The 19,610-nt window shown below is 41.8% G+C and carries 18 protein-coding genes and 5 tRNA genes; 17 read left to right on the top strand and 6 right to left on the bottom strand.

What is annotated here, in order from left to right; all coding sequences use genetic code 11:
- Positions 1 to 108 precede the first annotated feature (108 nt).
- Together HGJ91_RS15605 and HGJ91_RS15600 are read left to right on the top strand one after the other, a co-directional pair.
- Entirely contained in the window at positions 109 to 1,779 is a 1,671-nt protein-coding gene (locus tag HGJ91_RS15605) for an iron ABC transporter permease (protein WP_291348772.1), read from the top strand.
- On the top strand, positions 1,779 to 2,495 hold the full coding sequence (locus HGJ91_RS15600; RefSeq protein ID WP_291348771.1) for an ABC transporter ATP-binding protein: 717 nt from the start codon (positions 1,779 to 1,781) through the stop codon (positions 2,493 to 2,495). Before HGJ91_RS15605 ends, HGJ91_RS15600 begins: the two co-directional genes overlap by 1 nt.
- Before the next feature lie 12 nt (positions 2,496 to 2,507).
- Here HGJ91_RS15600 and HGJ91_RS15595 read toward each other — a convergent pair whose 3' ends face one another.
- The gene (locus HGJ91_RS15595; RefSeq protein WP_291348770.1) at positions 2,508 to 4,004 is read right to left on the bottom strand and encodes a hypothetical protein; all 1,497 of its coding nucleotides are present in this window, start codon (positions 4,002 to 4,004) and stop codon (positions 2,508 to 2,510) included.
- Between the two features lie 210 nt (positions 4,005 to 4,214).
- Here HGJ91_RS15595 and HGJ91_RS15590 point away from each other — a divergent pair, with 210 nt between their 5' ends.
- A complete protein-coding gene (locus HGJ91_RS15590) occupies positions 4,215 to 4,943 on the top strand; it encodes an enoyl-CoA hydratase (protein WP_291348769.1) in 729 nt (242 codons plus the stop codon).
- A 77-nt stretch (positions 4,944 to 5,020) separates the two neighbouring features.
- Entirely contained in the window at positions 5,021 to 5,230 is a 210-nt protein-coding gene (locus HGJ91_RS15585) for a hypothetical protein (RefSeq protein WP_291348768.1), read from the top strand.
- Positions 5,231 to 5,495: 265 nt separating this feature from the next.
- Here the strand turns inward: HGJ91_RS15585 and HGJ91_RS15580 are convergent, their stop codons facing one another.
- Positions 5,496 to 6,257 carry an NRDE family protein gene (locus HGJ91_RS15580; protein WP_291348767.1) on the bottom strand — a complete coding sequence of 254 codons (762 nt, stop codon included), beginning with the start codon at positions 6,255 to 6,257 and terminating at the stop codon, positions 5,496 to 5,498.
- A 104-nt stretch (positions 6,258 to 6,361) separates the two neighbouring features.
- Between HGJ91_RS15580 and HGJ91_RS15575 the strand changes: the two genes are divergently transcribed.
- From HGJ91_RS15575 to HGJ91_RS15540, 8 genes are all read left to right on the top strand, one after another.
- Positions 6,362 to 7,648 (top strand): acetyl-CoA C-acetyltransferase, encoded by a 1,287-nt coding sequence (locus HGJ91_RS15575; RefSeq protein ID WP_291348766.1) that lies wholly within the window; start codon positions 6,362 to 6,364, stop codon positions 7,646 to 7,648.
- Positions 7,649 to 7,748: 100 nt separating this feature from the next.
- Positions 7,749 to 7,904, top strand: a complete 156-nt coding sequence (locus HGJ91_RS15570) for a hypothetical protein (RefSeq protein WP_291348765.1) — start codon at positions 7,749 to 7,751, stop codon at positions 7,902 to 7,904.
- 136 nt (positions 7,905 to 8,040) lie between these two features.
- Positions 8,041 to 9,135: an AI-2E family transporter gene (locus HGJ91_RS15565; RefSeq protein ID WP_291348764.1), complete on the top strand. Its 1,095-nt coding sequence runs from the start codon at positions 8,041 to 8,043 to the stop codon at positions 9,133 to 9,135.
- Positions 9,136 to 9,149: 14 nt separating this feature from the next.
- Positions 9,150 to 11,654 (top strand): DNA gyrase subunit A, encoded by a 2,505-nt coding sequence (gene gyrA, locus HGJ91_RS15560; RefSeq protein WP_291348763.1) that lies wholly within the window; start codon positions 9,150 to 9,152, stop codon positions 11,652 to 11,654.
- Positions 11,626 to 12,351, top strand: a complete 726-nt coding sequence (gene radC, locus HGJ91_RS15555; protein WP_291348762.1) for a DNA repair protein RadC — start codon at positions 11,626 to 11,628, stop codon at positions 12,349 to 12,351. The genes gyrA and radC overlap by 29 nt, the downstream gene beginning before the upstream one ends.
- A complete protein-coding gene (locus HGJ91_RS15550) occupies positions 12,348 to 12,611 on the top strand; it encodes a hypothetical protein (protein ID WP_291348761.1) in 264 nt (87 codons plus the stop codon). Before radC ends, HGJ91_RS15550 begins: the two co-directional genes overlap by 4 nt.
- A 14-nt stretch (positions 12,612 to 12,625) precedes the next feature.
- Complete coding sequence (pgk, locus tag HGJ91_RS15545) at positions 12,626 to 13,801, top strand: phosphoglycerate kinase (protein WP_291348760.1); 1,176 nt, start codon at positions 12,626 to 12,628, stop codon at positions 13,799 to 13,801.
- Between the two features lie 35 nt (positions 13,802 to 13,836).
- Positions 13,837 to 14,889, top strand: coding sequence for a hypothetical protein (locus HGJ91_RS15540; protein ID WP_291348759.1), 1,053 nt, complete (start codon positions 13,837 to 13,839; stop codon positions 14,887 to 14,889).
- Here the strand turns inward: HGJ91_RS15540 and HGJ91_RS15535 are convergent.
- The 4 genes from HGJ91_RS15535 to HGJ91_RS15520 form a co-directional block, all read right to left on the bottom strand.
- Positions 14,884 to 15,339: an N-acetyltransferase gene (locus tag HGJ91_RS15535; RefSeq protein WP_291348758.1), complete on the bottom strand. Its 456-nt coding sequence runs from the start codon at positions 15,337 to 15,339 to the stop codon at positions 14,884 to 14,886. The two genes, HGJ91_RS15540 and HGJ91_RS15535, sit on opposite strands and share 6 nt — an antisense overlap.
- Positions 15,340 to 15,354: 15 nt before the next feature.
- Positions 15,355 to 16,575 (bottom strand): U32 family peptidase, encoded by a 1,221-nt coding sequence (locus tag HGJ91_RS15530; protein WP_291348757.1) that lies wholly within the window; start codon positions 16,573 to 16,575, stop codon positions 15,355 to 15,357.
- 16 nt (positions 16,576 to 16,591) lie between these two features.
- Positions 16,592 to 16,666 (bottom strand) — tRNA-Arg (locus tag HGJ91_RS15525).
- A 5-nt stretch (positions 16,667 to 16,671) separates the two neighbouring features.
- Complete coding sequence (locus HGJ91_RS15520; protein ID WP_291348756.1) at positions 16,672 to 18,534, bottom strand: LysM peptidoglycan-binding domain-containing protein; 1,863 nt, start codon at positions 18,532 to 18,534, stop codon at positions 16,672 to 16,674.
- Between the two features lie 451 nt (positions 18,535 to 18,985).
- Between HGJ91_RS15520 and HGJ91_RS15515 the strand changes: the two genes are divergently transcribed.
- From HGJ91_RS15515 to HGJ91_RS15495, 5 genes are all read left to right on the top strand, one after another.
- A tRNA-Thr gene (locus tag HGJ91_RS15515) sits at positions 18,986 to 19,061 on the top strand.
- A gap of 9 nt (positions 19,062 to 19,070) precedes the next feature.
- Positions 19,071 to 19,155: transfer RNA gene (locus tag HGJ91_RS15510), tRNA-Tyr, on the top strand.
- 91 nt (positions 19,156 to 19,246) lie between these two features.
- Positions 19,247 to 19,322, top strand: a tRNA-Gly gene (locus tag HGJ91_RS15505).
- Positions 19,323 to 19,389: 67 nt separating this feature from the next.
- A tRNA-Thr gene (locus HGJ91_RS15500) sits at positions 19,390 to 19,466 on the top strand.
- Positions 19,467 to 19,492: 26 nt separating this feature from the next.
- Positions 19,493 to 19,610, top strand: a 118-nt coding sequence (locus tag HGJ91_RS15495) for a GTP-binding protein (RefSeq protein WP_291346412.1), incomplete at its 3' end; no start/stop codon positions are given.

Genomic DNA, 19,610 nt, shown 5'->3' with positions numbered 1-19,610 from the left:
AAATGTCGAACTGCCGGATGTGTTTAAAAAACATGCCCGCATAACAAAGGAACCCGCATTTTTGGAACCCCAGTTAATTGACACCAAAAGAGATGTCTGGATCAGGGAATGGACAGAAGAAGTACTCCAGTAAAAAAGAGAATACATATCCATCCGTATGCTCTTGCCGGGCTGGTTCCGATCTGTTTTTTTCTTGTTTTTTATTTTTATCCCTTGTCCGGGATTTTTATAAAGAGTTTTTTTCAGAAAGGAAAAATAGATCTCTTTTTTCTGGATCAGGTATTTGCCTCACCAAGAATGCTAAAAATCATTTGGTTTACCTTCTGGCAGGCAGGGCTTTCAACTTTGTTAACCCTTATTTGCGCACTGCCCTGCGCCTTTGTTCTGTCCCATTATGCATTTAAAGGAAAAAAAATAATTAAAATTCTGGCGTCAATTCCATTTGTCCTTCCTGCGATTGTTGTGGCGGTAGCACTTCAGGCCTGCTTTGGAAAAAATGGATTTTTTTTTGGATTAAAGCTTGAACATCCGCTGGCATTAATCCTTCTGGCCCATGTCTTTTATAATTTTTCGGTGATGCTAAGGATCATTACAGGGTTCTGGTCTTCTCTCCAGGGTCGAATCAGGGAGGCCGCCATAGTGCTGGGAGCCAATCCCTGGCAGGTATTCCTGACGATCACCCTTCCCTTACTGAAACCTGCCATATTTGCAGCATCAACTCTGGTGTTTATTTTCTGCTTCTCCAGCTTTGGGATTATTCTGATTCTCGGGGGGCCTGGATTCTCTACGATTGAAGCAGAAATATACAGACAGGCTGCCCATTTGTTTAACCTTCCCCTGGCATCTTTTCTGTCGTTAATTCAAATCGGGTTTACTTTTGCCTTGATGTGGATCTATACCTCGTTCACAAAAAGAGCTGCCAGATTTTCTCCTGATGCTGAACAGGCGAATCTTAGAAAACCGGTTCTTCTGTGGGAAAAAATGATGATCGCAAGTGTTATCATCTTTATCATCGGGTTATGTGTTGTCCCGTTACTGGCCCTTGTGATGCAGTCATTGACCCATAACAATCAATTATCATTTATTTTTTATAAAGCACTTTTTGAGAATCCTTCAGACTCCATATTCTATATCCCGCCGGTTCATGCCATCAAATATTCTTTTCTGTTTGCAGGATCAGCCCTGGTGATTGCTGTTATAACAGGCGTGTGTGCGGCTTTTTTCATCCGGTTCTGTGACCGGAAGATAGACAATAAATTGACATCATTTTTTGATCCTATTTTTATGCTGCCCTTATCTACTTCGGCTGTGACGTTAGGGTTTGGGATTATTATAACCCTTGATAAGCCGCCATTAAATTTAAGAACCTCTATTTTTTTAATTCCCATTGTCCATGCCCTGGTCGGGTTCCCCTTTGTCTTAAGATCAATCCTGCCGGCGTTAAGATCAATTCCTGAACAGCTTACCGATGCCGCATCCATGCTGGGAGCCTCTCCTTTAAAAATATTTAAGGCCATTGATCTGCCGCTTATTTCAAAGGCGCTTGTGGCTGGAGCCATCTTTGCCTTTACCATCAGCCTGGGGGAGTTCGGGGCGACCATTTTTACGGCAAGGCCTGAAACACCCACCATCCCTGTTGCCATTTACAGATTTTTAGGTCAGCCGGGAGCCATGAATTATGGACAGGCCATGGCCATTTCAACCCTGTTAATGATAGTGACGGCAATCGGTTTTATTTTGATTGAAAATTTTAGAATAGGAAATTCAGAAGGATTCTAATGGAAAACGAGCTTGTCCTTGAAGATATCAATAAAAAATTTGATGATGGAAGTCTTATCTTAAAAGACATTAATTTAAGGCTGCAGCCGGGTGCAAAACTGTCTGTCCTTGGTCCTTCCGGAAGCGGGAAAACCACACTATTGAGACTCATCGCCGGGCTGGAAAATCCGGATTCAGGCACTATTCTGTTTAACGGGAAGTCGATGAATGACTGCCCTGCCCATAAAAGAAATTTTGGTATGATGTTCCAGGAATTTGCCCTGTTTCCTCATCTGAATGTGTTTAATAATATTGCGTTTGGCCTGAAAATGAAAGGCATGGATAAAGCAGCAATAGCATCACGGGTCAAAGAGATGCTTTTGCTGACAGGCCTTGAAGGTTTTGGAATTCGACATGTTGATGATCTTTCCGGCGGTGAACGCCAGAGGGTTGCCCTAGCCAGAACACTGGCCCCCCAGCCCAGCCTGCTGATGCTGGACGAACCGTTAAGCTCCCTTGACAGAATATTAAGAAAACGTCTTTTAAAAGAACTGACCGACATTATTTCAATGCTCAACATCCCGACGATTTTTGTCACCCATGACCATGAAGAAGCTTTTGCGGCAGGCGATATGATTATTATCATGAAGCAAGGGAAAATTGAGCAGAAAGGCACACCGGATGAACTTGTCCAAACCCCCAAAAATGAATGGGTTAAAGAATTTTTAGGACTTTAGGATCGGAAATTATTATGCCAAATCGGCAATATTCATGTTTTTGGAAGAATCAAAGCGAATATTTACTTTTTGTCCAACCCTGTTTTTTAATGTGAGCTGTTTAAAGATATCCGGATGACTTTGTGTTCTGGCTATAAATCTGAAATTGTCCCGGGTTTTTCCATAAAGCACAGCATACAAAGGTTTTTGGTCCAATGAGTAGATAATAGTATAGGTCTCAATGGTTCCCGGACCGTTGACCTGACGTTTGATTATTATTGGATCATCTCCGGCAAAACAATCTTTCTGATCTGTTATATCATGATTTTTGAGTTCGCCCTTTGAAGGCTCAGACCCATAGACGCCGGCCGCATGTTTATGCATAAACCAGCCAAGAGCCGTGACAAGGCCGTTTGATTTTTCTCCAATGGAAATCTTTTCAGCAAGAGTTGCCACCCCGTGGAGACTGTAATTATTACCAGGGCCTCCAAAAAAGCCAAGTCCCCCGGTCAGGGTGAGTGATCTGGGGTCATCCTCTTTTATCCCGATCATTTTTTTTGCTATGGAAACAGCACAGGGAAAGCATGAATAAAGATCAAAACAATCCAGACTTTCCAAGGGCATGCAGGATCTTGCCAATGCTTTTTCAACAGCGATTTTTAAAGGCGGGCTTGATGTGAAGTCAGATTTTTCAATCATAAATCGCTGCCGGTCTTCAGCATACCCTCCGCCAAGGAAATAGACGATTTGCCGCTCCTTTTGTGAATATTTTTTAGCTGTCTCTTCCGACATCAATATTATTGCCGCACCCTGATCAACCGTAACAAATGAATTCATGAACTTGGTATAGGGGAAGGCAACGGGCCTGTTGGTCGGGCCGGGTGTGATGATTTCCCCGGGGGTTTTCATGGATTTCGTCCAGGCATAAGGATGATCCACAGCCGCCTTGCTGAATTCAGACCACATCTTTCCGATTTTCATCAGGTAAGGTTGCAGATCCATGCCGGATGCGGCCCATAGTGCAGTCTCAAAAAGCGGAAACCCCTGTATGGGATGTTCAATACCATGTTGATTTTCCAAAGGGGTAGAACCGATAAAATCATCTCCGGCGTAATCTTCTGGTATGCCTCTGAACAAGGCGATTTCAAGTCTTTTTGAATTTTTATTTCTTTGAACGTAGGCTTCAGCACCCGCAACAAGAACAGAATCCAGTTCATTGCGGGCAATCATGCCGGCAGCAATGTTGATCATCGTCTGGGGAGAGTTACCGCCAATCCCGGAAACATGGGTGAATTTTGGTGTGGCGCCCAATCTTTGGGCAAGCTGTCTGGCAGGCGATGTGTAGTAGCGGCTTAATGTCCGGACGACCATGATCCCATCCAGATTCATCAGAACCTTCCCTGAGTCCATCCTTTCAGCGGCTCTTTGGGATGCTTTGCTCATCAATCCCATGGGACCCTGCGGTGTGCTGTTCAATTCTTTCGGCTGAGTGATCTGGCCCCATCCCGCAACAACAACTCTTCGTTCCATAGCAAAAGAAATCCTTATTCAAAATCAGGTTTTCGCAAGTGTTGCGTAAAATATAGGATTTGTCAACTTTAATGGGTATCACCATTCTTTTCGTTGTGATGATCCCCCTTTTTTGGTATTTTTCCTGATATAAGTAATGTCAACCCGTTTTGTTGACTAATAATTGTTATACAAAAATAAAAATTCAAACCAAAGAAGGAAACAGGGAATATGGGAAAACCGGTATTGTTTGAAACTAAAGAAGGCATAGCCACGATTACTTTGAATCGACCAGAGAAACGTAACGCCATTAACCGGGAACTTCTAATACATCTTTATAATTATCTTGATGAGGTCTCAACCAATGATAAGATCCGGGTCGCTATTATCACCGGAAACGGCAAATCATTTTGTGCGGGGATTGATCTGTCTGTGATTAAAACAGAGAATCTTTTTGATCCCCGAGGCGATGGGAAAGACTTTCCGGATATCATTGAAGAGTGTAAAAAGCCCATAATCGGGGCTATCAATGGTCATGCCATTACAGGCGGTTTTGAGATAGCGTTGAACTGTGATTTTCTTATTGCTTCGGAACGGGCTTCTTTTGCTGATACCCATGCAAAAGTGGGGATTCATCCGGGTTGGGGCATGACCCAGCTTCTACAGCAGGCAGTGGGTCAGCGAATGGCCAGACAACTGTCTTTTACCTGTCAATTTATTTCTGCCGAAAAAGCCATGCACTGCGGTCTTGTAAATGAGGTAGTCCCTCATGAGGAACTCATACCCCGCGCTAAACAGATATCAACAGAAATTTGCGCTGTAAATCAGGAGATGCTGGGCGTTGTAAAAGACTTGATCAAGTATAAAAACCATGTCACCCTGCAGGAAGCGTTTGCCTACGAACGGAAAGGATTCAGGAATTTTGTGAGAAAGTTTTTAAAGCATAGCAAAGAAATATAGATTAATAATTGTGGAGAAACTGAAAATACGTTTCAATCTATCAATCAGACACACAAAAAGAATTAAAGGGATCATTTATGAAAATCGCAATGGTTATCTGTCAAGATATTCCTGAAATAATATGGAATGCTTTTAGATTAGCCAATATAATGCTTGAAGGAATGGAAGATGTCACTATCTTTCTTAATGGACCATCCGTTAAATATGAAGAACTGGACTCCAGCCAATTCCCACTTATAGAGTTATCCAAAATATTTACCCTTTCCGAAGGGGAGTTATTGGCGTGAGGCAAATTAATGGACCTTCACGGTGTGAAGGAAGGATATCATAAAAGCGGAACCCAGAACAATCTTTATGATTTAATTAAAGAAAGCGATAAAATTATTACTTTTTAAATTTCGGAGACCATCTTTTGAATACAAAACACGGACATGGTCTTCCGTTAGATTGTTCCCACTCGCTATTTCACCTGTGAGTCGGACATGGATGTCAGGTGAGGTTTAGGCCTTTGTCCCTGACAATTCTTTGGAATTTGAAAATCCGCTCAAAGTTTCAGGAAGTGATGGCAAAATGTCTGTCTGAATAGTTTAAGTTGTTTTCAGGGTCATAGGTTCGTTCCGTGATTTCGATATGGCCATCTTTATCCATCAGCATCACAGTGGAGGATCTTGTGCCGTAAATGTCACTTTGGATAAACAAGGGTGATAGAATTCTTTCCCATTCAAGTTCCACCCCGGTATCAGGAAGCAGGCTGTCATCAGGGATGGATTGATCCGTGAGTATGGAAAAAAGGGACTCAGATGAGATATTTTCATTGATGACCTGTTCCAATGCTTTTTCCCCGGATGCCACCTTGGGCCAGGGGGTATCTAAAAACCGGTTGGAAAGGCCATGGATGCCTGGATTTATTTTCTCAATCGTATTTTTCAGGTTGGAAAACCAGAAGAGCTCCTCTTTGCTGCCAAAAATCAGATTAAACCCATTGTATAAACCTGCCTTTTTTTTAACCGCATTAAAATAGGTTTCAGAAGGTTTTTTGGATTCAAGAAAATCAATAATAATTTCACCCCTTGAAGGAGCGTTTTGTTTGATTGCGGCAGGGTCCCGGTAATTTGTAAGGGCGGAAAATCTGCCATTTTTATGAATCCCGAACCAGGTGCCGCCCTGTTCAAGATCTTTTCCGGCAAGGATGGTGGGGGTATCTTTCCAGAAGTGCATGGGGGCGGTGGGCCTTGCGTAGAATTCATCCCTGTTGGCAGCAAGAATTAAAGGATATTTCCTTGAAATTTTATATCCAAAGAGGATTAAACACATGCATAATTCCTTGTTTTTTGTTGGTCTCTTTGTTATTGATCCTACTGGTTTAGCTAAAATGTAATAGTTAATGATGAAAAAATCAATATTGATGGAGGCTTTAAATGAAAGATGTTGTTATTGTCAGTGGTGTCAGAACGCCTGTAGGATCTTTTGGCGGTTCCTTGAAAAGTGTGCCTGTGGTTGACTTAGGTACAATAGTAATGAAAGATGTTCTTAAAAGAGTCGGATTAAAACCTGCTGTGGATGCATCCCAGAATGAATTTTCTCCGGAGACGTTAAAAGATCAGGGCATGATTGATCTTGAAAAAAAGGGATATGATTATGATGATTCCCTGGCCCCTGTATTTATTGATGAAGTGATTATGGGCAATGTCCTTCAGGCAGGGCAGGGACAGAATACAGCCCGACAGGCCATGATTGCTGCGGGTATCTCAAGGCAGAGCCCTGCCTTTACCATAAATAAAATATGCGGTTCCGGCCTTAAAGCCATTGCCCTTGGTGCCCAGGCCATTATGGCAGGCCAGGCAGAGGTGATCCTTGCCGGCGGCCAGGAAAGCATGAGCAATGCTCCCATGGCATTGAACAAAGCCAGATGGGGACATCGAATGGAATTGACCGGTATCGGGCCGGTCCATGACTTGATGGTATTTGACGGATTATATGAGATTTTTTATGGATACCATATGGGGCTTACTGCTGAAAATATTGTAGAAAAATATGGTATCTCAAGGGAAGAGCAGGATCAACTGGCCTTATTGAGCCATAATAGGGCATTGGGGGCTGTGAATGACGGTACATTTGCCCAGGAAATCGTGCCCGTGGTAATCAAATCCTGGAAGGGTGATACCATTGTTGATAAAGATGAACGTCCCATGGAAACCAGCATGGAAAAAATGGCAAAACTTCGTCCGGCATTTAAGAAAGATGGAAGCGTGACAGCAGGAAACGCATCCGGAATCAATGATGCTGCTGCGGCTGTTCTTCTGATGTCCGAAGAAAAGGCAGATGAACTTGGTCTTGAAAAACTGGCAAAAATTAAAAGTTTTTCAGCCGGCGGGCTTGATCCTGCATATATGGGTCTGGGCCCTGTACCGGCGGTTAAAAAAGTGCTGAAACAAACCGGTATGAGCATTGATGATATTGACTTGATTGAACTGAATGAAGCATTTGCTGCCCAGGCTATCGGGTGCATGAGAGAGCTTAATATTGATGTGGAGAGACCCAATGAGCTGGGATCAGGGGTTTCACTGGGTCATCCCATTGGATGCACAGGGGCAAGACAGATGGTTACGGCCATTAACCAGATGAAAAGAAAATCCTATTCCACAGGTCTGATCTCCATGTGTATCGGTGGTGGTATGGGTATGGCAATGATAATAGAAAGATAAGTTTGTCCTTTACTTGGATTCATTAAAATGGTAAAAAACTTCAGAGTTTTATTGGGTTGTAAACTGTTTAGGATGAAAGGCATAAAGGGGTGTTTTTATTATGGATATTCCTAGAAGATTGGGCATATTAATTTTTACGGCGGTACCGGCCATTGTTGGTGGCGGTATTGTATATCATTTTTTTGGAAGTTTTGTTCAAGTTATTATATTTGAGATACTTCTTGTTCTGGCAGCGCTTGGTATTATCAGCAGTTAAAACCAAAAGAAACTAGAACAAGATGATTATTTGATTTATGTAAAGCCGCAGTTGTGCAAGTTACTTTGCATATTGCGGCTTTACATGGTTTTTTACCCTTTCCTTTCCTTTAAAATTTAACAGGTTTGGTGAAACGTTGGAGCAAAATCTTTCTCAAAGAGCGGTGTTTGTCTTTTTTATTGCTTTGTTCTGCATTGCAATTTTGCTTGCCGGCAAGTTGATGGCGCCTTTTTTTGCCGTCATCATATTAGGGGTTGTATCCACAGGGGTTTTTAACCCGGTTTTCAAGTTTTTTTCAAAAAAACTGACACCGAAACCGGCATCCATTCTTACCTGTATGCTTATTTTTTTTGTTGTATTTATTCCGGTTGTCTTTTTTTTCGGGGTACTTTCCAAGGAGGCATTTAATCTTTATGCCATGGCCAGGGATGCAGTTTTTTCAAACCAGTTAAAGGATCTGCTTGAAAGCACACAGGTACTTGAACGGTTCAATGAGTTGCTGGTAAAGGCAGGGATTGAAAAAGCCGTGACCTGGGATGAGCTGATCAGTCCCATCTCAGAGCTTGGAAAGTTTGTGGGATTCTCATTATTTGAACAGGCCAAGTTTATCACATCCAATGTGTTTAATATTGTGCTGTATTTCTGTTTAATGCTGATCGTGGTATTTTATATGCTCATTGATGGGGATAAATTTATAAAATACATAGTTGATCTGTCACCTTTGCCGGATGAGCACGATGAAAAACTTTTTGGAAAATTTAAGGATATGGCAGGTGCAGTTCTTATTGGAAATGGTCTTGGCGGATTGATTCAGGGGGTTGCAGGCGGAGTGCTTTTCCTGTTTTTAGGATGGAATTCTCCATTTATATGGGGGGTTATCATGGGTTTTTTGGCCTTTTTGCCCATTTTGGGAATCGGGATTATACTGATTCCTGCTGCGGCAATTTTGATGCTTAAATCGAATTTTGTAGCAGGTATTTCTGTCCTTGTCTTTTATGCCGTGCTTTCCTGGGGAGTCGAGTATATTTTTAAACCCAAAGTGGTGGGCGACAGGGTGAAAATGCATCCGTTAATTGTGTTTTTTGCAATTATCGGAGGACTTAAGACATATGGGTTGCTGGGTATTATTTATGGGCCGTTGATTGCCACCCTGTTTTTAACCCTTTCAGATATATATTTTTCAAGTTTTCAGTTTATGGTTGAACCCGGAAAGGTTCATAAAGAGAAATAATTGGAGTTATAACGTTGATTATTAATAAAAATACTAGTGTGACCAGCATTGAGAAGGAGATGAAACAATCCTATCTCGAATATGCAATGAGTGTTATTATCGGAAGGGCTCTGCCCGATGTTCGTGACGGTCTGAAACCGGTTCATAGGCGTGCGTTGTATGCCATGCAGCAACTGCGAAACGACTGGAACAAATCCTATAAGAAATCTGCCCGTATTGTCGGTGATGTGATTGGTAAGTATCATCCCCATGGTGATTCTGCCGTATATGACACCATTGTCCGGATGGCACAGGACTTTTCCTTGAGATATACTCTGGTTGACGGTCAGGGCAACTTCGGGTCTGTGGATGGTGATTCACCGGCTGCAATGCGGTATACGGAAATCAGAATGCGCAAGATTGCCCACCAGATGCTGGCCGATCTTGAAAAAGAAACCGTTGATTTTATCCCCAATTATGATGAAACTCTTGAAGAACCGTCAGTTTTACCGACTAAATTTCCTGCATTGCTGGTCAATGGTTCCACGGGTATTGCCGTTGGAATGACAACCAATATCCCGCCGCATAACATCAAAGAGGTTATTGCAGCACTAAAGGGATTGATTGATAATCCTTTAATGGATACCGATGAATTGATGGAATACATTCCCGGGCCTGACTTTCCCACCTATGGACATATTTATGGTACCAAAGGAATCCATGAAGCCTATAGCACAGGGCGGGGGATTATTACTTTGCGTGCCAAGCTTGAGGTTGAGGAAAATAAAAAGAACGGTCAGGAAACTATTATTGTGACAGAGCTTCCCTACCAGGTTAATAAGGCAAAAGTAGTTGAAAAAATAGCGGAGCTCATGCGGGACAAGGTTATCACCGGTGCATCCTTTGTTCGGGATGAGTCTGACCGGGACGGTATGAGGATGGCCATAGGGCTGAAAAGGGATCAGATTGCCGAAGTTGTGATGAATCAGCTGTATAAGCACACCAATATGCAGGCCAGTTTTGGAATTATTTTTCTTGCCGTTGTCAATAACAGACCACAGCTTCTGACCTTAAAAGAGATCCTGAATCATTTTATCAAGCATCGGACAATCGTCATTATCCGGAGAACAAGATTTGATTTAAGAAAGGCAGAAGAAAGGGCTCACATTTTAGAAGGCCTGAAGATTGCTCTGGATCATCTGGATGAGGCGGTGACGCTGATCCGTGCCTCGCGTTCTCCTGAAGAGGCTAGGAACGGATTGAAGTCCAAATTTAATCTCACGGTCATCCAGGCCCAGGCAATACTTGATATGCGGCTGCAAAGGCTCACAGGGCTTGAAAGGGAAAAAATCATCAGCGAATATGATGCTCTTTTAAAGGACATTGCCTGGTATAATGAGATCCTTTCAAGCGATGAAGTGGTCAAGGGCCTGATTAAGGATGAATTAACCGAGCTCGATGAGGAATTTGGTGACCAAAGACGGACTAAAATAGTTGAAAGCACAGCCGAAATCAGCATTGAAGATTTGATTGCCCAGGAAGACATGGTGGTAACCGTGACCAGAAGCGGGTATATCAAGCGAAACCCCATTACCCTGTATACAAATCAGCACAGGGGAGGAAAAGGCAAAACCGCCATGGGAACAAAATCTGATGATTTTGTTGAACATCTTTTTGTTGCATCCACCCACGACACCTTTTTGTTTATTACCAATTTTGGAAAGGTTTACCAGTCAAAAGTTTATGAACTGCCCATGGCAGGACGCTCAAGCCTTGGAAAGGCCATTGTAAACCTGTTAAATTTTGATGAAGGTGAAAAGCTTGCCACTGTGTTAACCGTTGATAAGTTTGTTGAGAATAAATATGTTGTCATGGCCACTAAAAAGGGAAGGGTGAAGAAAACTCTTTTGATGGCTTATTCAAGACGAAGATCCGGCGGCCTGATCGGGATCAGGCTTGCAGAGGGAGATGAGTTGATCTCAGCCAGGATAACCGATGGGGATATGAATATTTTCCTTGGATCAGAAGGCGGTAAGGTAATCCGCTTCCATGAAGGTGATGTCCGTGCTACAGCCAGGGGCTCCATGGGTGTCCGGGGAATGAGAATTGATCAGGACTCAAGAGTTGTGGGAATGGAAGTCCTGGAATCTGAAGATACCCTTCTTACGGTGACTGAAAACGGATATGGGAAACGGTCTTTCATCGAAGACTACAGGATCCAGGGCCGTGGCGGGAAAGGCGTTTTTTCAATTAAGACCTCAAAGCGTAATGGTAAAATGGTCTCGTTGCTCCTTGTGGATGATAATGATGAACTCATGATGGTGACAGATAAAGGAAAGCTGATTCGAACATCCAATAAAAGCATCAATGTGATCAGCAGAAATACCCAGGGTGTTAGACTGATTAACCTGTCATCCGGTGAAAAATTAATCGGTATCGCACGGCTTCCTGAAGAGGAGGAAGATGATCAGGAGGATATAAACCTGGAAGACCTTCCCGTGGATAAGGAAAATGGAGACGAAGAAGTCATCGACTCATAAGGGAGAAGGACACAGAAAAAGGCTGCGGGACAAGTTTTTGGAAAGCGGCCTTCAAGGATTTCATGATTATGAGGTCATAGAGTTGCTGCTTTCTCTGAATACACCTCGAAAAGACTGCAAACAGAGTGCAAAATTGCTTTTAAAACGGTTTAAGACGTTTCAGGCAGTTCTTGCAGCAAGTCACGAATCCCTATGTGAAATCCAGGGAGTGGGTCCGGCAAACAGTCTGGGCATCCGATTGATCAAAGAAGTGGCCGACAGATACCTTGAAGCCAGGATCATATCAAAGGATGTGGTTCAAAATCCCAATGACCTGATGGAATACCTGAATCACACCATCGGACATAAAACAAAAGAAGTATTTGCCGGTATTTTTCTTGATGCCAAAAACAGAGTCCTGACGTCTAAGATCCTTTTTACCGGAACATTGACAACAAGTTCGGTTTACCCGAGGGAAGTCATCATAAGCGCATTGCAGCATAATGCCGCAGCCGTAATTTTTGCTCACAATCATCCTTCCGGAGATGTCGAGCCTTCCGAAAGTGATATTCAGATCACAAGAAAGCTCTTTTTTGCATTAAAATATGTGGGAATTATTTTGCATGAGCATATAATCATTGGAAATGAAGGGTTTTACAGTTTTGCGGCTCAGGGCCTGATATCAAAATTTAATAAAGAATTTGATGAATTTAAATGAATAAAGACAATGAAAAGCGAGAATGTTTTGGTGTTCTTGAAAAAGTATTCCCCATGACCGATAAGGGGTTAAGGCAGACCCCGGATGACTGCTTTTATCATTGTTCGGTTAAAACAAAATGCCTTCAGCAGGCCATGGCCACAAAAGAGGGTGGTAAAGTGGAAGAAGAGATTATTGAAAGGGGAACTCAATCAGGTGTTATAAATTTTTTTGAACGCTGGTCCCGCAAAAAACAGACACACAGAAAAATAAAAAAATAAGTATGAAGGAACCCATGAAATCCGTAAGAGATGTTGATGTGACATCAAAGGCAGTATTTGTCAGGGTTGATTATAATGTACCGGTTGATGAAAAATTGAATATTACAGATGATAACAGGATATTGGCAACCCTGGATCTTATCTATTACCTGTTGGAAAGAAATGCAAAAATTATTCTGGCCTCTCACATGGGCAGGCCCAATGGCAAGAGGGACCCAAAATTCAGCCTGGCGCAGGTAGCTAAAAGAGTGTCACGAATTTTAGAAATCCCGGTTTTGTTTGCAGATGATTGTATTGGCAAGACCGTCTCAAAAATGGTCAGTCAACTGGATAATGGTCAGATTCTGATGTTAGAGAATTTAAGATTTTATAACGAAGAAAAAGAGAATAATGAAGCATTTGCAAAGAAGCTTGCCTCTCTTTGTGATGTATATGTGAATAATGCCTTTGCTGTTTCCCACCGGGATCAGGCATCTGTTACGGGTATGCCCAAATTCGCACCTGAATCTGTGGCGGGTTTTTTACTTGAAAAAGAAGTTCAATCGTATTACGATTCAGTTGAAAATCCTAAAAGACCCTTGGTGGCAGTAATTGGTGGCGCAAAAGTGTCCGGCAAGCTTGCAGCCTTGGAGAACATGCTAAAATTTGTTGATAAACTGATCATTGGCGGGGCAATGGCCAATACATTCTTAAAAAGCCAGGGATTTGATACTAAGGGATCAATGGTTGAAGAAGATCTTTTGCAGACAGCGGTGGGTATCGTTAAAAAGGCAAAAGAAAAAGGAGTAGACTTTCTGCTTCCTATAGATCTTATTTGTGCGGATAAGTTTGACAAAGATGCCCGGGTAAAAGAAGTCCTGGTAGATCAGATCCCGGATCAATGGATGGCGCTGGATATTGGCCCAAAGACGGCGCTAAGATATGCCAAAGCCATCCAGAATGCAGAAACCATTGTATGGAATGGCCCCATGGGGGTTTTTGAAATGGAAAAATTTATATCAGGAACTCGGGTTGTCGCGGATGCCATTGCAGATTCTTCAGCATTTTCGATTGTTGGAGGGGGAGATACCGGGCTTGCCGCAAAAAAATGTAATGTTGCAGATAAAGTCAGTTATGTTTCAACAGGCGGCGGTGCTTTTTTACATTTAATGGAGGGCAAAAAACTCCCGGGAGTGGTTGCCCTGGAATAAAATTTCAGAATAGACAATAAAAGGGAAATGGTGTGATGTTCTGCAAGCACAGAGATTGTTTAAGCCGGGAAGAAAGACTTAGAAGGTCTTACTATGAAGTATTGCGCGATGAACTGGACCAATTTGTTTTAGGATACTCCCTTGTGGGATCGTATAATAATTTTCTTCGATTGCGGGCACCCTATCCGTTTGTTGAATTAAGAGAACTTAAACCACGGGCAATAATTCCTTCGGTTGAGTTTGATGCACAAAATTCATTTTTAATCATTTTTTCCGAAGATTTTATCGATAAAAAACATAAAAAATATATTCGATACTTTGACGTCAATAAGACGACAAAGGATAATCTATTAAAACATAAATATTTCCCAAATGTGGAGAATTTTAACCGGGATCTTAAGTTTTTTGAGACCGGTGATTTTTTTTCATTGTTAAGATCATTGCTTCCCATCGATTATGCCTTGTTGATTCAAAGAAACCAGCGGACAAAGGTAAGATATGCCTTGACCCATTTTCATGTAAGGATAGACTGGCCCATAGCAGAAGCGTCTGAGGATCTTGCCAGGGAGTTAAGGTATATTTCAAAAGATCTTTATGAAAAAGGAGATAAATATGCTGAAGATTTCCAAAAAAAATTGTTTGAATACTATGGTGTTCCAGTTATGTCCGGAGGGAGAAGAACCGCAGCCATAGTAGCCGCCCAATACTTCAGACAGTTTCCTGGAATTACAACGATTTATGTTTCTTCCAGTGAATCAAGAAATCTTTTACGGATTGATGAAAGAGGGGTATGCAAATCCGTCCTGGTTAAACTGCCGGACAGTGAGATAAAAAAATTGGCCGGCACTGCAGGTATTACCCAAAACAGGTTTACCAAAAATTATGTTATTGCACGGCAGGGTAAAATTTTTATCTGTATCTTAAATGTAAAATACGATTATACCAGTCATGCATTGCCCTCAGAGGGCGGAAGACTTCGGGAGTTAAACCCTGATACGAACTGGCTGACGGTATCCCAGGAGCATATATTACCCAAACCATCCACATTAATTCATCCTCCTATTCCCTACAAAATGGTGTATTTATAATTTTTTAAGCAGGGCAATTTCATCACAATTGGGGAAGCTGACACAACCGATACAATCTGCCCAGATTTTAATGGGAAGCACATTCTTATCAATGGTTGAAAATCCGAACCGTTCAAAAAAAATCGGTCGGTAGGTGAGGGTGAAAAGGTCTTTAATTTTAAAATAAAACGCTTCCTGGATAGCTCTTTCTGTGAGCGTGGAGCCAATTCCCCGACCGGTGAAATCAGGGTCAACTGCAAGGGATCGGATTTCTGCCAGATCTTCCCAGCAAAATTGCAGTGCACAGCATCCGACTACTTTTTTTTGCTTGGGATCTTCAAATACCCAGAAGTCTCTTAAGTGGTCGTATAGTTTGCTAAGCGGCCTGGCTAAAAGCTCTCCTTTTTTACTATAGAGTTGAAGTAAGGCATGGATGGTATTTACGTCATCAAGTATTGCTTTTCTAATCATTTCAGATCCTTTCTCTTATATTTTGCGCACAATATCATTGGGTTGACATTGAATTTCAAGCGTAAGGACAGCAAGTGTGTTTGGATGGACACTATCAACCGAATTTTTATTCATATCAAGCATCTCTATAATTTTTGTTCGTTTGGAGCGCCCTTTTGGCGACAGGACTTCAATTATATCACTTCTACAGAGTTTGTTTCTAATGCCCACCGTATAACTTTGATTTTCTGTGCTGCCGATTATTTTTCCAATAAAGCTGTGGATTTTTCCCTGGTGAATGTTGTTGTAATTGGGCAGCTGTTCATCTGGTTGATTAAAATAAAAACCCGTACAATATTCCCTGTGAAAAACCTGGTAAAGCTCGGCAAGCCAATCCGGATTCATTTCAAATGTATCCGGGTCGTCACCGTAGGAGTCAATTGCATTTCTATATGTTTTAACCACGGAAGCAAGATAGTTAATCCCCTTCATTCGGCCTTCTATCTTTAATGATGTTATGTTGGCATCAATAAGATCAGGGATGTTTTCGATCATACACAAATCTTTGGAGTTAAAGATATATGAGCCTCTGTCATCTTCCATGAGCGAATGATAAACGTTTGGGCGAAGTTTTTCCACTACTGAGTATTCCCATCGGCAGGGATGGCTGCAAAGGCCTCTGTTGCTATCTCTGCCGCTTAAAAAATTACTGAGCAGGCATCGTCCGGAATATGATATACACATGGCACCGTGAATGAAGGTTTCTGTTTCTATTTTTGATCCTGTAGCGATTTCTTTTATCTCGTCCAGGGATAATTCTCTTGCAAGGTTGACCCTTTTTACCCCCATGCCGTGCCAGAACCTGGCCGCATTCAGATTGGTTGTATTGGCCTGGGTGCTTAAGTGAATGTCAATATCCGGGATAATTTTTTTTGCCAGCATAACGATGCCCGGATCGGATATAATAATTGCATCCGGACCGAGTCGGCCGGTTTGGGTTAAAAAGGTTTTAAGTTCCTTTTGTTCATGGTTTCTTGAGTAGATATTGCAGGCAAGGTAGACTTTTACCTTATGTCGGTGGGCAAAGGTAACGGCATCAAATAGTTCTGTCTGTGTAAAATTGCCGGAGAAATTTCTCAGGCTGAAATCTTTGCCTGCAAGGTAGACCGCATCGGCACCATAGTGGATGGCAATTTCAAGCTTTTCAAAATTTCCGGCAGGTGCCAGAAGCTCAGGTTTAAAGGAATGTTTTTTCATATAGTCTGCATAGTTGTGGTGCCCCCGGCAGGAATCGAACCTGCGCTCAAGGATTAGGAATCCTATGCTCTATCCACTGAGCTACGGGGGCAGGGTTTATTCAACGATTAATTTTTGTCCGGGAAAAATTTTACTTCTTTTAGTCAAACGATTCAAGACAAGGAGTCGATTTAAACTCATATTATATTTTTTTGCAATTGTAAAAGGGCTGTCTCCTGATCGAACTCTATAAGTAGAAGTTCCTTTTTTTGCAATTTTTAATTGTTCCCTTGTCAATCGCTTTTTGGATGTAATATGAAGGGTTTGACCAATGCTCAATGCGGTGCTGGATAACCTGTTTGAAGCCATGATGTTTTTTGTTGTAGTGCCAAATTTTCTGGCAATATTCCAAAGATTATCTCCGCGCCGGACAGTGTATGTGAGACTCTGCCCCGGTGACAGCCGCTGAGATGCAAGTGCATTGATCTTTGCTCTGCCGGCTTTGCTGGGTATTTTTAACACCTTGCCGGCAATGATTCTGTGTGATCTATTGATATGGTTGGCATTTGATATGGCACGGACGGAGGTTTTATACTTTTTAGCGAGCCCGGACAAGGTATCTCCTCTTCTCACGCGATGGAATACAACCATTGGTGGGGGAGAATACGTTGTCTGAATTTTATCAATTTTTGAAAGAAAAATTTGGGCTTTATTTTCAGGGATTTTTAATAGATAAGTTTCCGGTGGTAGCAGGGCATATCTCAGTTCCGGATTTAAGTCTTTTAATACAGTTTCCTTTACCCCGATTTCTTTTGCAATATCTTTGAGCCTGACCTGTTTTTTGATTTCATATGTTTTAAAAGCAATGGGCAATAAGGGGGTGTTAATTTTGATATTATATTGGTCAAGATTGTTTATGATATGGATTGTTGCTAAAAATCTGGGAACATATCGTGCGGTTTCCCTGGGCAGATTCTGGTAAAGATCCCAGAAATTATCAAGATAGTTTATACTTTGTTTTCGGATGGTTCTTAATACTCTATTTTCTCCGCAATTATATGCAGCAAGGGCTGTTGTCCAGTCTCCGAAAAGGTTGTGAAGCTCTTTTAGATAACTAATAGCGGCCATGGTCGCCTTGTGAGGATCAAGACGTTCATCAATATAATAGTTGCGGCTTAACCCGAATTTGTACCCGGTAGAAGGGATAAACTGCCATAAACCCAGAGCTCTGGCTGGGGACAAGGCTCTGATTTTAAAGCCGCTTTCAATTAATGGGAGCCAGGAGATCTCTTCGGGCAGGCCGGCTTTTTTTAATTCAGAAAGTATAAATGGCCTGAACCTTTCAGATCGTTCAAGGGATTGTATAAAGAATTTACGTTCAGGTCCGGTAAGCTTTTTTATTTCTCTTTGTACATGTTCATTCAGAGTGATGGGGATTTCATTGTGTTGTCCGTTTACCACTATCTGGCGGGATGCGTAAATTTCAAGAATTCGTTTTGATATCAGGTATCGGATGTCTTCTTTTTGCTGATTGAATTCAGGATAACTCTCCGAATCGATTTCGAGTATGGAATAGTAAGCAGAGTCAAGGTTGGTCAGTGCTTCCTCTAATTTGCCTTTTTCCCACATCTGCTGGGCATAATTACAAAGTTCCAAAGCCTGGTCAATTTTTTCCCGGGCAGTGAGCTCCGATTCTTTTTCAAGGTCTGATGTTAACGAGTCTGTTTGAGCGGAATTTTGCAGAGAAGAACTTGAAATGGGGATGGACTCTGTGGTGTCATCTCGTTCTTCACGGCTGTTGATAATCAATCCTTTTTTATTTGAATCAGGGGCATCAGAATGGGTGTCGGTTTTCAGAACGCTTGAAGAAATGGTTTGCTTTTTAACATATTGATCGGATGTGGTTTTATTGTATGAGTGTTGACAACCTGTTGTGACCCAAAAAAGCATTAAGATTATAGCAAGTTTGGTTTTAAACATTTTATTCCTTGGTTGTTACGTTAACGGTTGGTGGATTAATTATAAAATTAAGAAAAACTTGTCAAGTGTCAAGTGTCAAGTCAAGAATATATATATGTCTTTTAATCCTCCTCATCAGGTTTGTGCTTTTTCATGGGCGTGGGGCGTGCTTAAAAACTTCTTGTAATTTTTGTTTTATTTGTGTATATTAAGAAGTTATTGAATATTGAATATTGGCGCTCTGATTTTATAAATATTTTTTCAGCCAATATATTATTTTAAATGTTAAATTGGGCTTATTTCAAAGAAAAGACAAGGAAATCAGAGTAAAAGAAGATTTTTGGAACCCTGATTCAAATATTTAAAGTTGGTGGTTAGGAATTGGTAAAATTTGGAGTTGATTATCTTGTTTCGCTCTGATATTATCTTTCGGTCTTTTTATCGTGACAAAATGTTACGGATATTAAGATGGGCCGATATAGCTCAGTTGGTAGAGCATCTCACTTGTAATGAGAATGTCCTCCGTTCGATTCGGGGTATCGGCTCCAAAATAAATCGGTGGGGTTCCCGAGTGGTCAAAGGGATCAGACTGTAAATCTGACGGCTCAGCCTTCGGAGGTTCAAATCCTCCCCCCACCACCAGTGTGTTGTGTAGGAGATCTTAAAGTGTTGTTATGGGGGATCGTTACTACATAGTTAATGGGTTAATTAGCTATTTTAGTTTCTCCCCTATGCGGGAGTAGCTCAGTTGGTAGAGCTTCAGCCTTCCAAGCTGAATGTCGCGAGTTCGAATCTCGTCTCCCGCTCCACTTTTTTTGATCTCTACTGGAATAATGGTTTGAGTTAAATTTGAGTTAATTTGAATCGTATTTTTGGGCCCATGTAGCTCAGTCGGTAGAGCGCTTCCTTGGTAAGGAAGAGGTTCATCGGTTCAATTCCGATTATGGGCTCCAAAACAACGGCAGGAGGAATAAAGAAGATGGCCAAGGAGAAATTTGAGCGGACAAAGCCGCATGTGAACATAGGAACAATCGGTCATATTGACCATGGTAAGACTACGCTTACAGCAGCAATCACCAAGCATGCCGGGATGAAGG

It is taken from the genome of Desulfobacula sp. (assembly GCF_014237455.1).
Lineage (GTDB): Bacteria > Desulfobacterota > Desulfobacteria > Desulfobacterales > Desulfobacteraceae > Desulfobacula.
Note: the sequence above shows the minus strand (reverse complement) of the source record. Positions and strands in the feature narration are given on the sequence as shown.

What these genes read in the sequence shown, in the direction of transcription:
- HGJ91_RS15590 (WP_291348769.1), top strand. Translation starts at nt 4,215, where the DNA reads ATGGGAAAACCGGTATTGTTTGAAACTAAAGAAGGCATAGCCACGATT.
- HGJ91_RS15575 (WP_291348766.1), top strand. Translation starts at nt 6,362, where the DNA reads ATGAAAGATGTTGTTATTGTCAGTGGTGTCAGAACGCCTGTAGGATCT.
- HGJ91_RS15580 (WP_291348767.1), bottom strand. Translation starts at nt 6,257, where the DNA reads ATGTGTTTAATCCTCTTTGGATATAAAATTTCAAGGAAATATCCTTTA.
- HGJ91_RS15600 (WP_291348771.1), top strand. Translation starts at nt 1,779, where the DNA reads ATGGAAAACGAGCTTGTCCTTGAAGATATCAATAAAAAATTTGATGAT.
- HGJ91_RS15570 (WP_291348765.1), top strand. Translation starts at nt 7,749, where the DNA reads ATGGATATTCCTAGAAGATTGGGCATATTAATTTTTACGGCGGTACCG.
- HGJ91_RS15540 (WP_291348759.1), top strand. Translation starts at nt 13,837, where the DNA reads ATGTTCTGCAAGCACAGAGATTGTTTAAGCCGGGAAGAAAGACTTAGA.
- HGJ91_RS15605 (WP_291348772.1), top strand. Translation starts at nt 109, where the DNA reads ATGGACAGAAGAAGTACTCCAGTAAAAAAGAGAATACATATCCATCCG.
- pgk (WP_291348760.1), top strand. Translation starts at nt 12,626, where the DNA reads ATGAAATCCGTAAGAGATGTTGATGTGACATCAAAGGCAGTATTTGTC.
- HGJ91_RS15595 (WP_291348770.1), bottom strand. Translation starts at nt 4,004, where the DNA reads ATGGAACGAAGAGTTGTTGTTGCGGGATGGGGCCAGATCACTCAGCCG.
- HGJ91_RS15520 (WP_291348756.1), bottom strand. Translation starts at nt 18,534, where the DNA reads ATGTTTAAAACCAAACTTGCTATAATCTTAATGCTTTTTTGGGTCACA.
- HGJ91_RS15585 (WP_291348768.1), top strand. Translation starts at nt 5,021, where the DNA reads ATGAAAATCGCAATGGTTATCTGTCAAGATATTCCTGAAATAATATGG.
- HGJ91_RS15535 (WP_291348758.1), bottom strand. Translation starts at nt 15,339, where the DNA reads ATGATTAGAAAAGCAATACTTGATGACGTAAATACCATCCATGCCTTA.
- HGJ91_RS15550 (WP_291348761.1), top strand. Translation starts at nt 12,348, where the DNA reads ATGAATAAAGACAATGAAAAGCGAGAATGTTTTGGTGTTCTTGAAAAA.
- radC (WP_291348762.1), top strand. Translation starts at nt 11,626, where the DNA reads ATGGAGACGAAGAAGTCATCGACTCATAAGGGAGAAGGACACAGAAAA.
- HGJ91_RS15530 (WP_291348757.1), bottom strand. Translation starts at nt 16,575, where the DNA reads ATGAAAAAACATTCCTTTAAACCTGAGCTTCTGGCACCTGCCGGAAAT.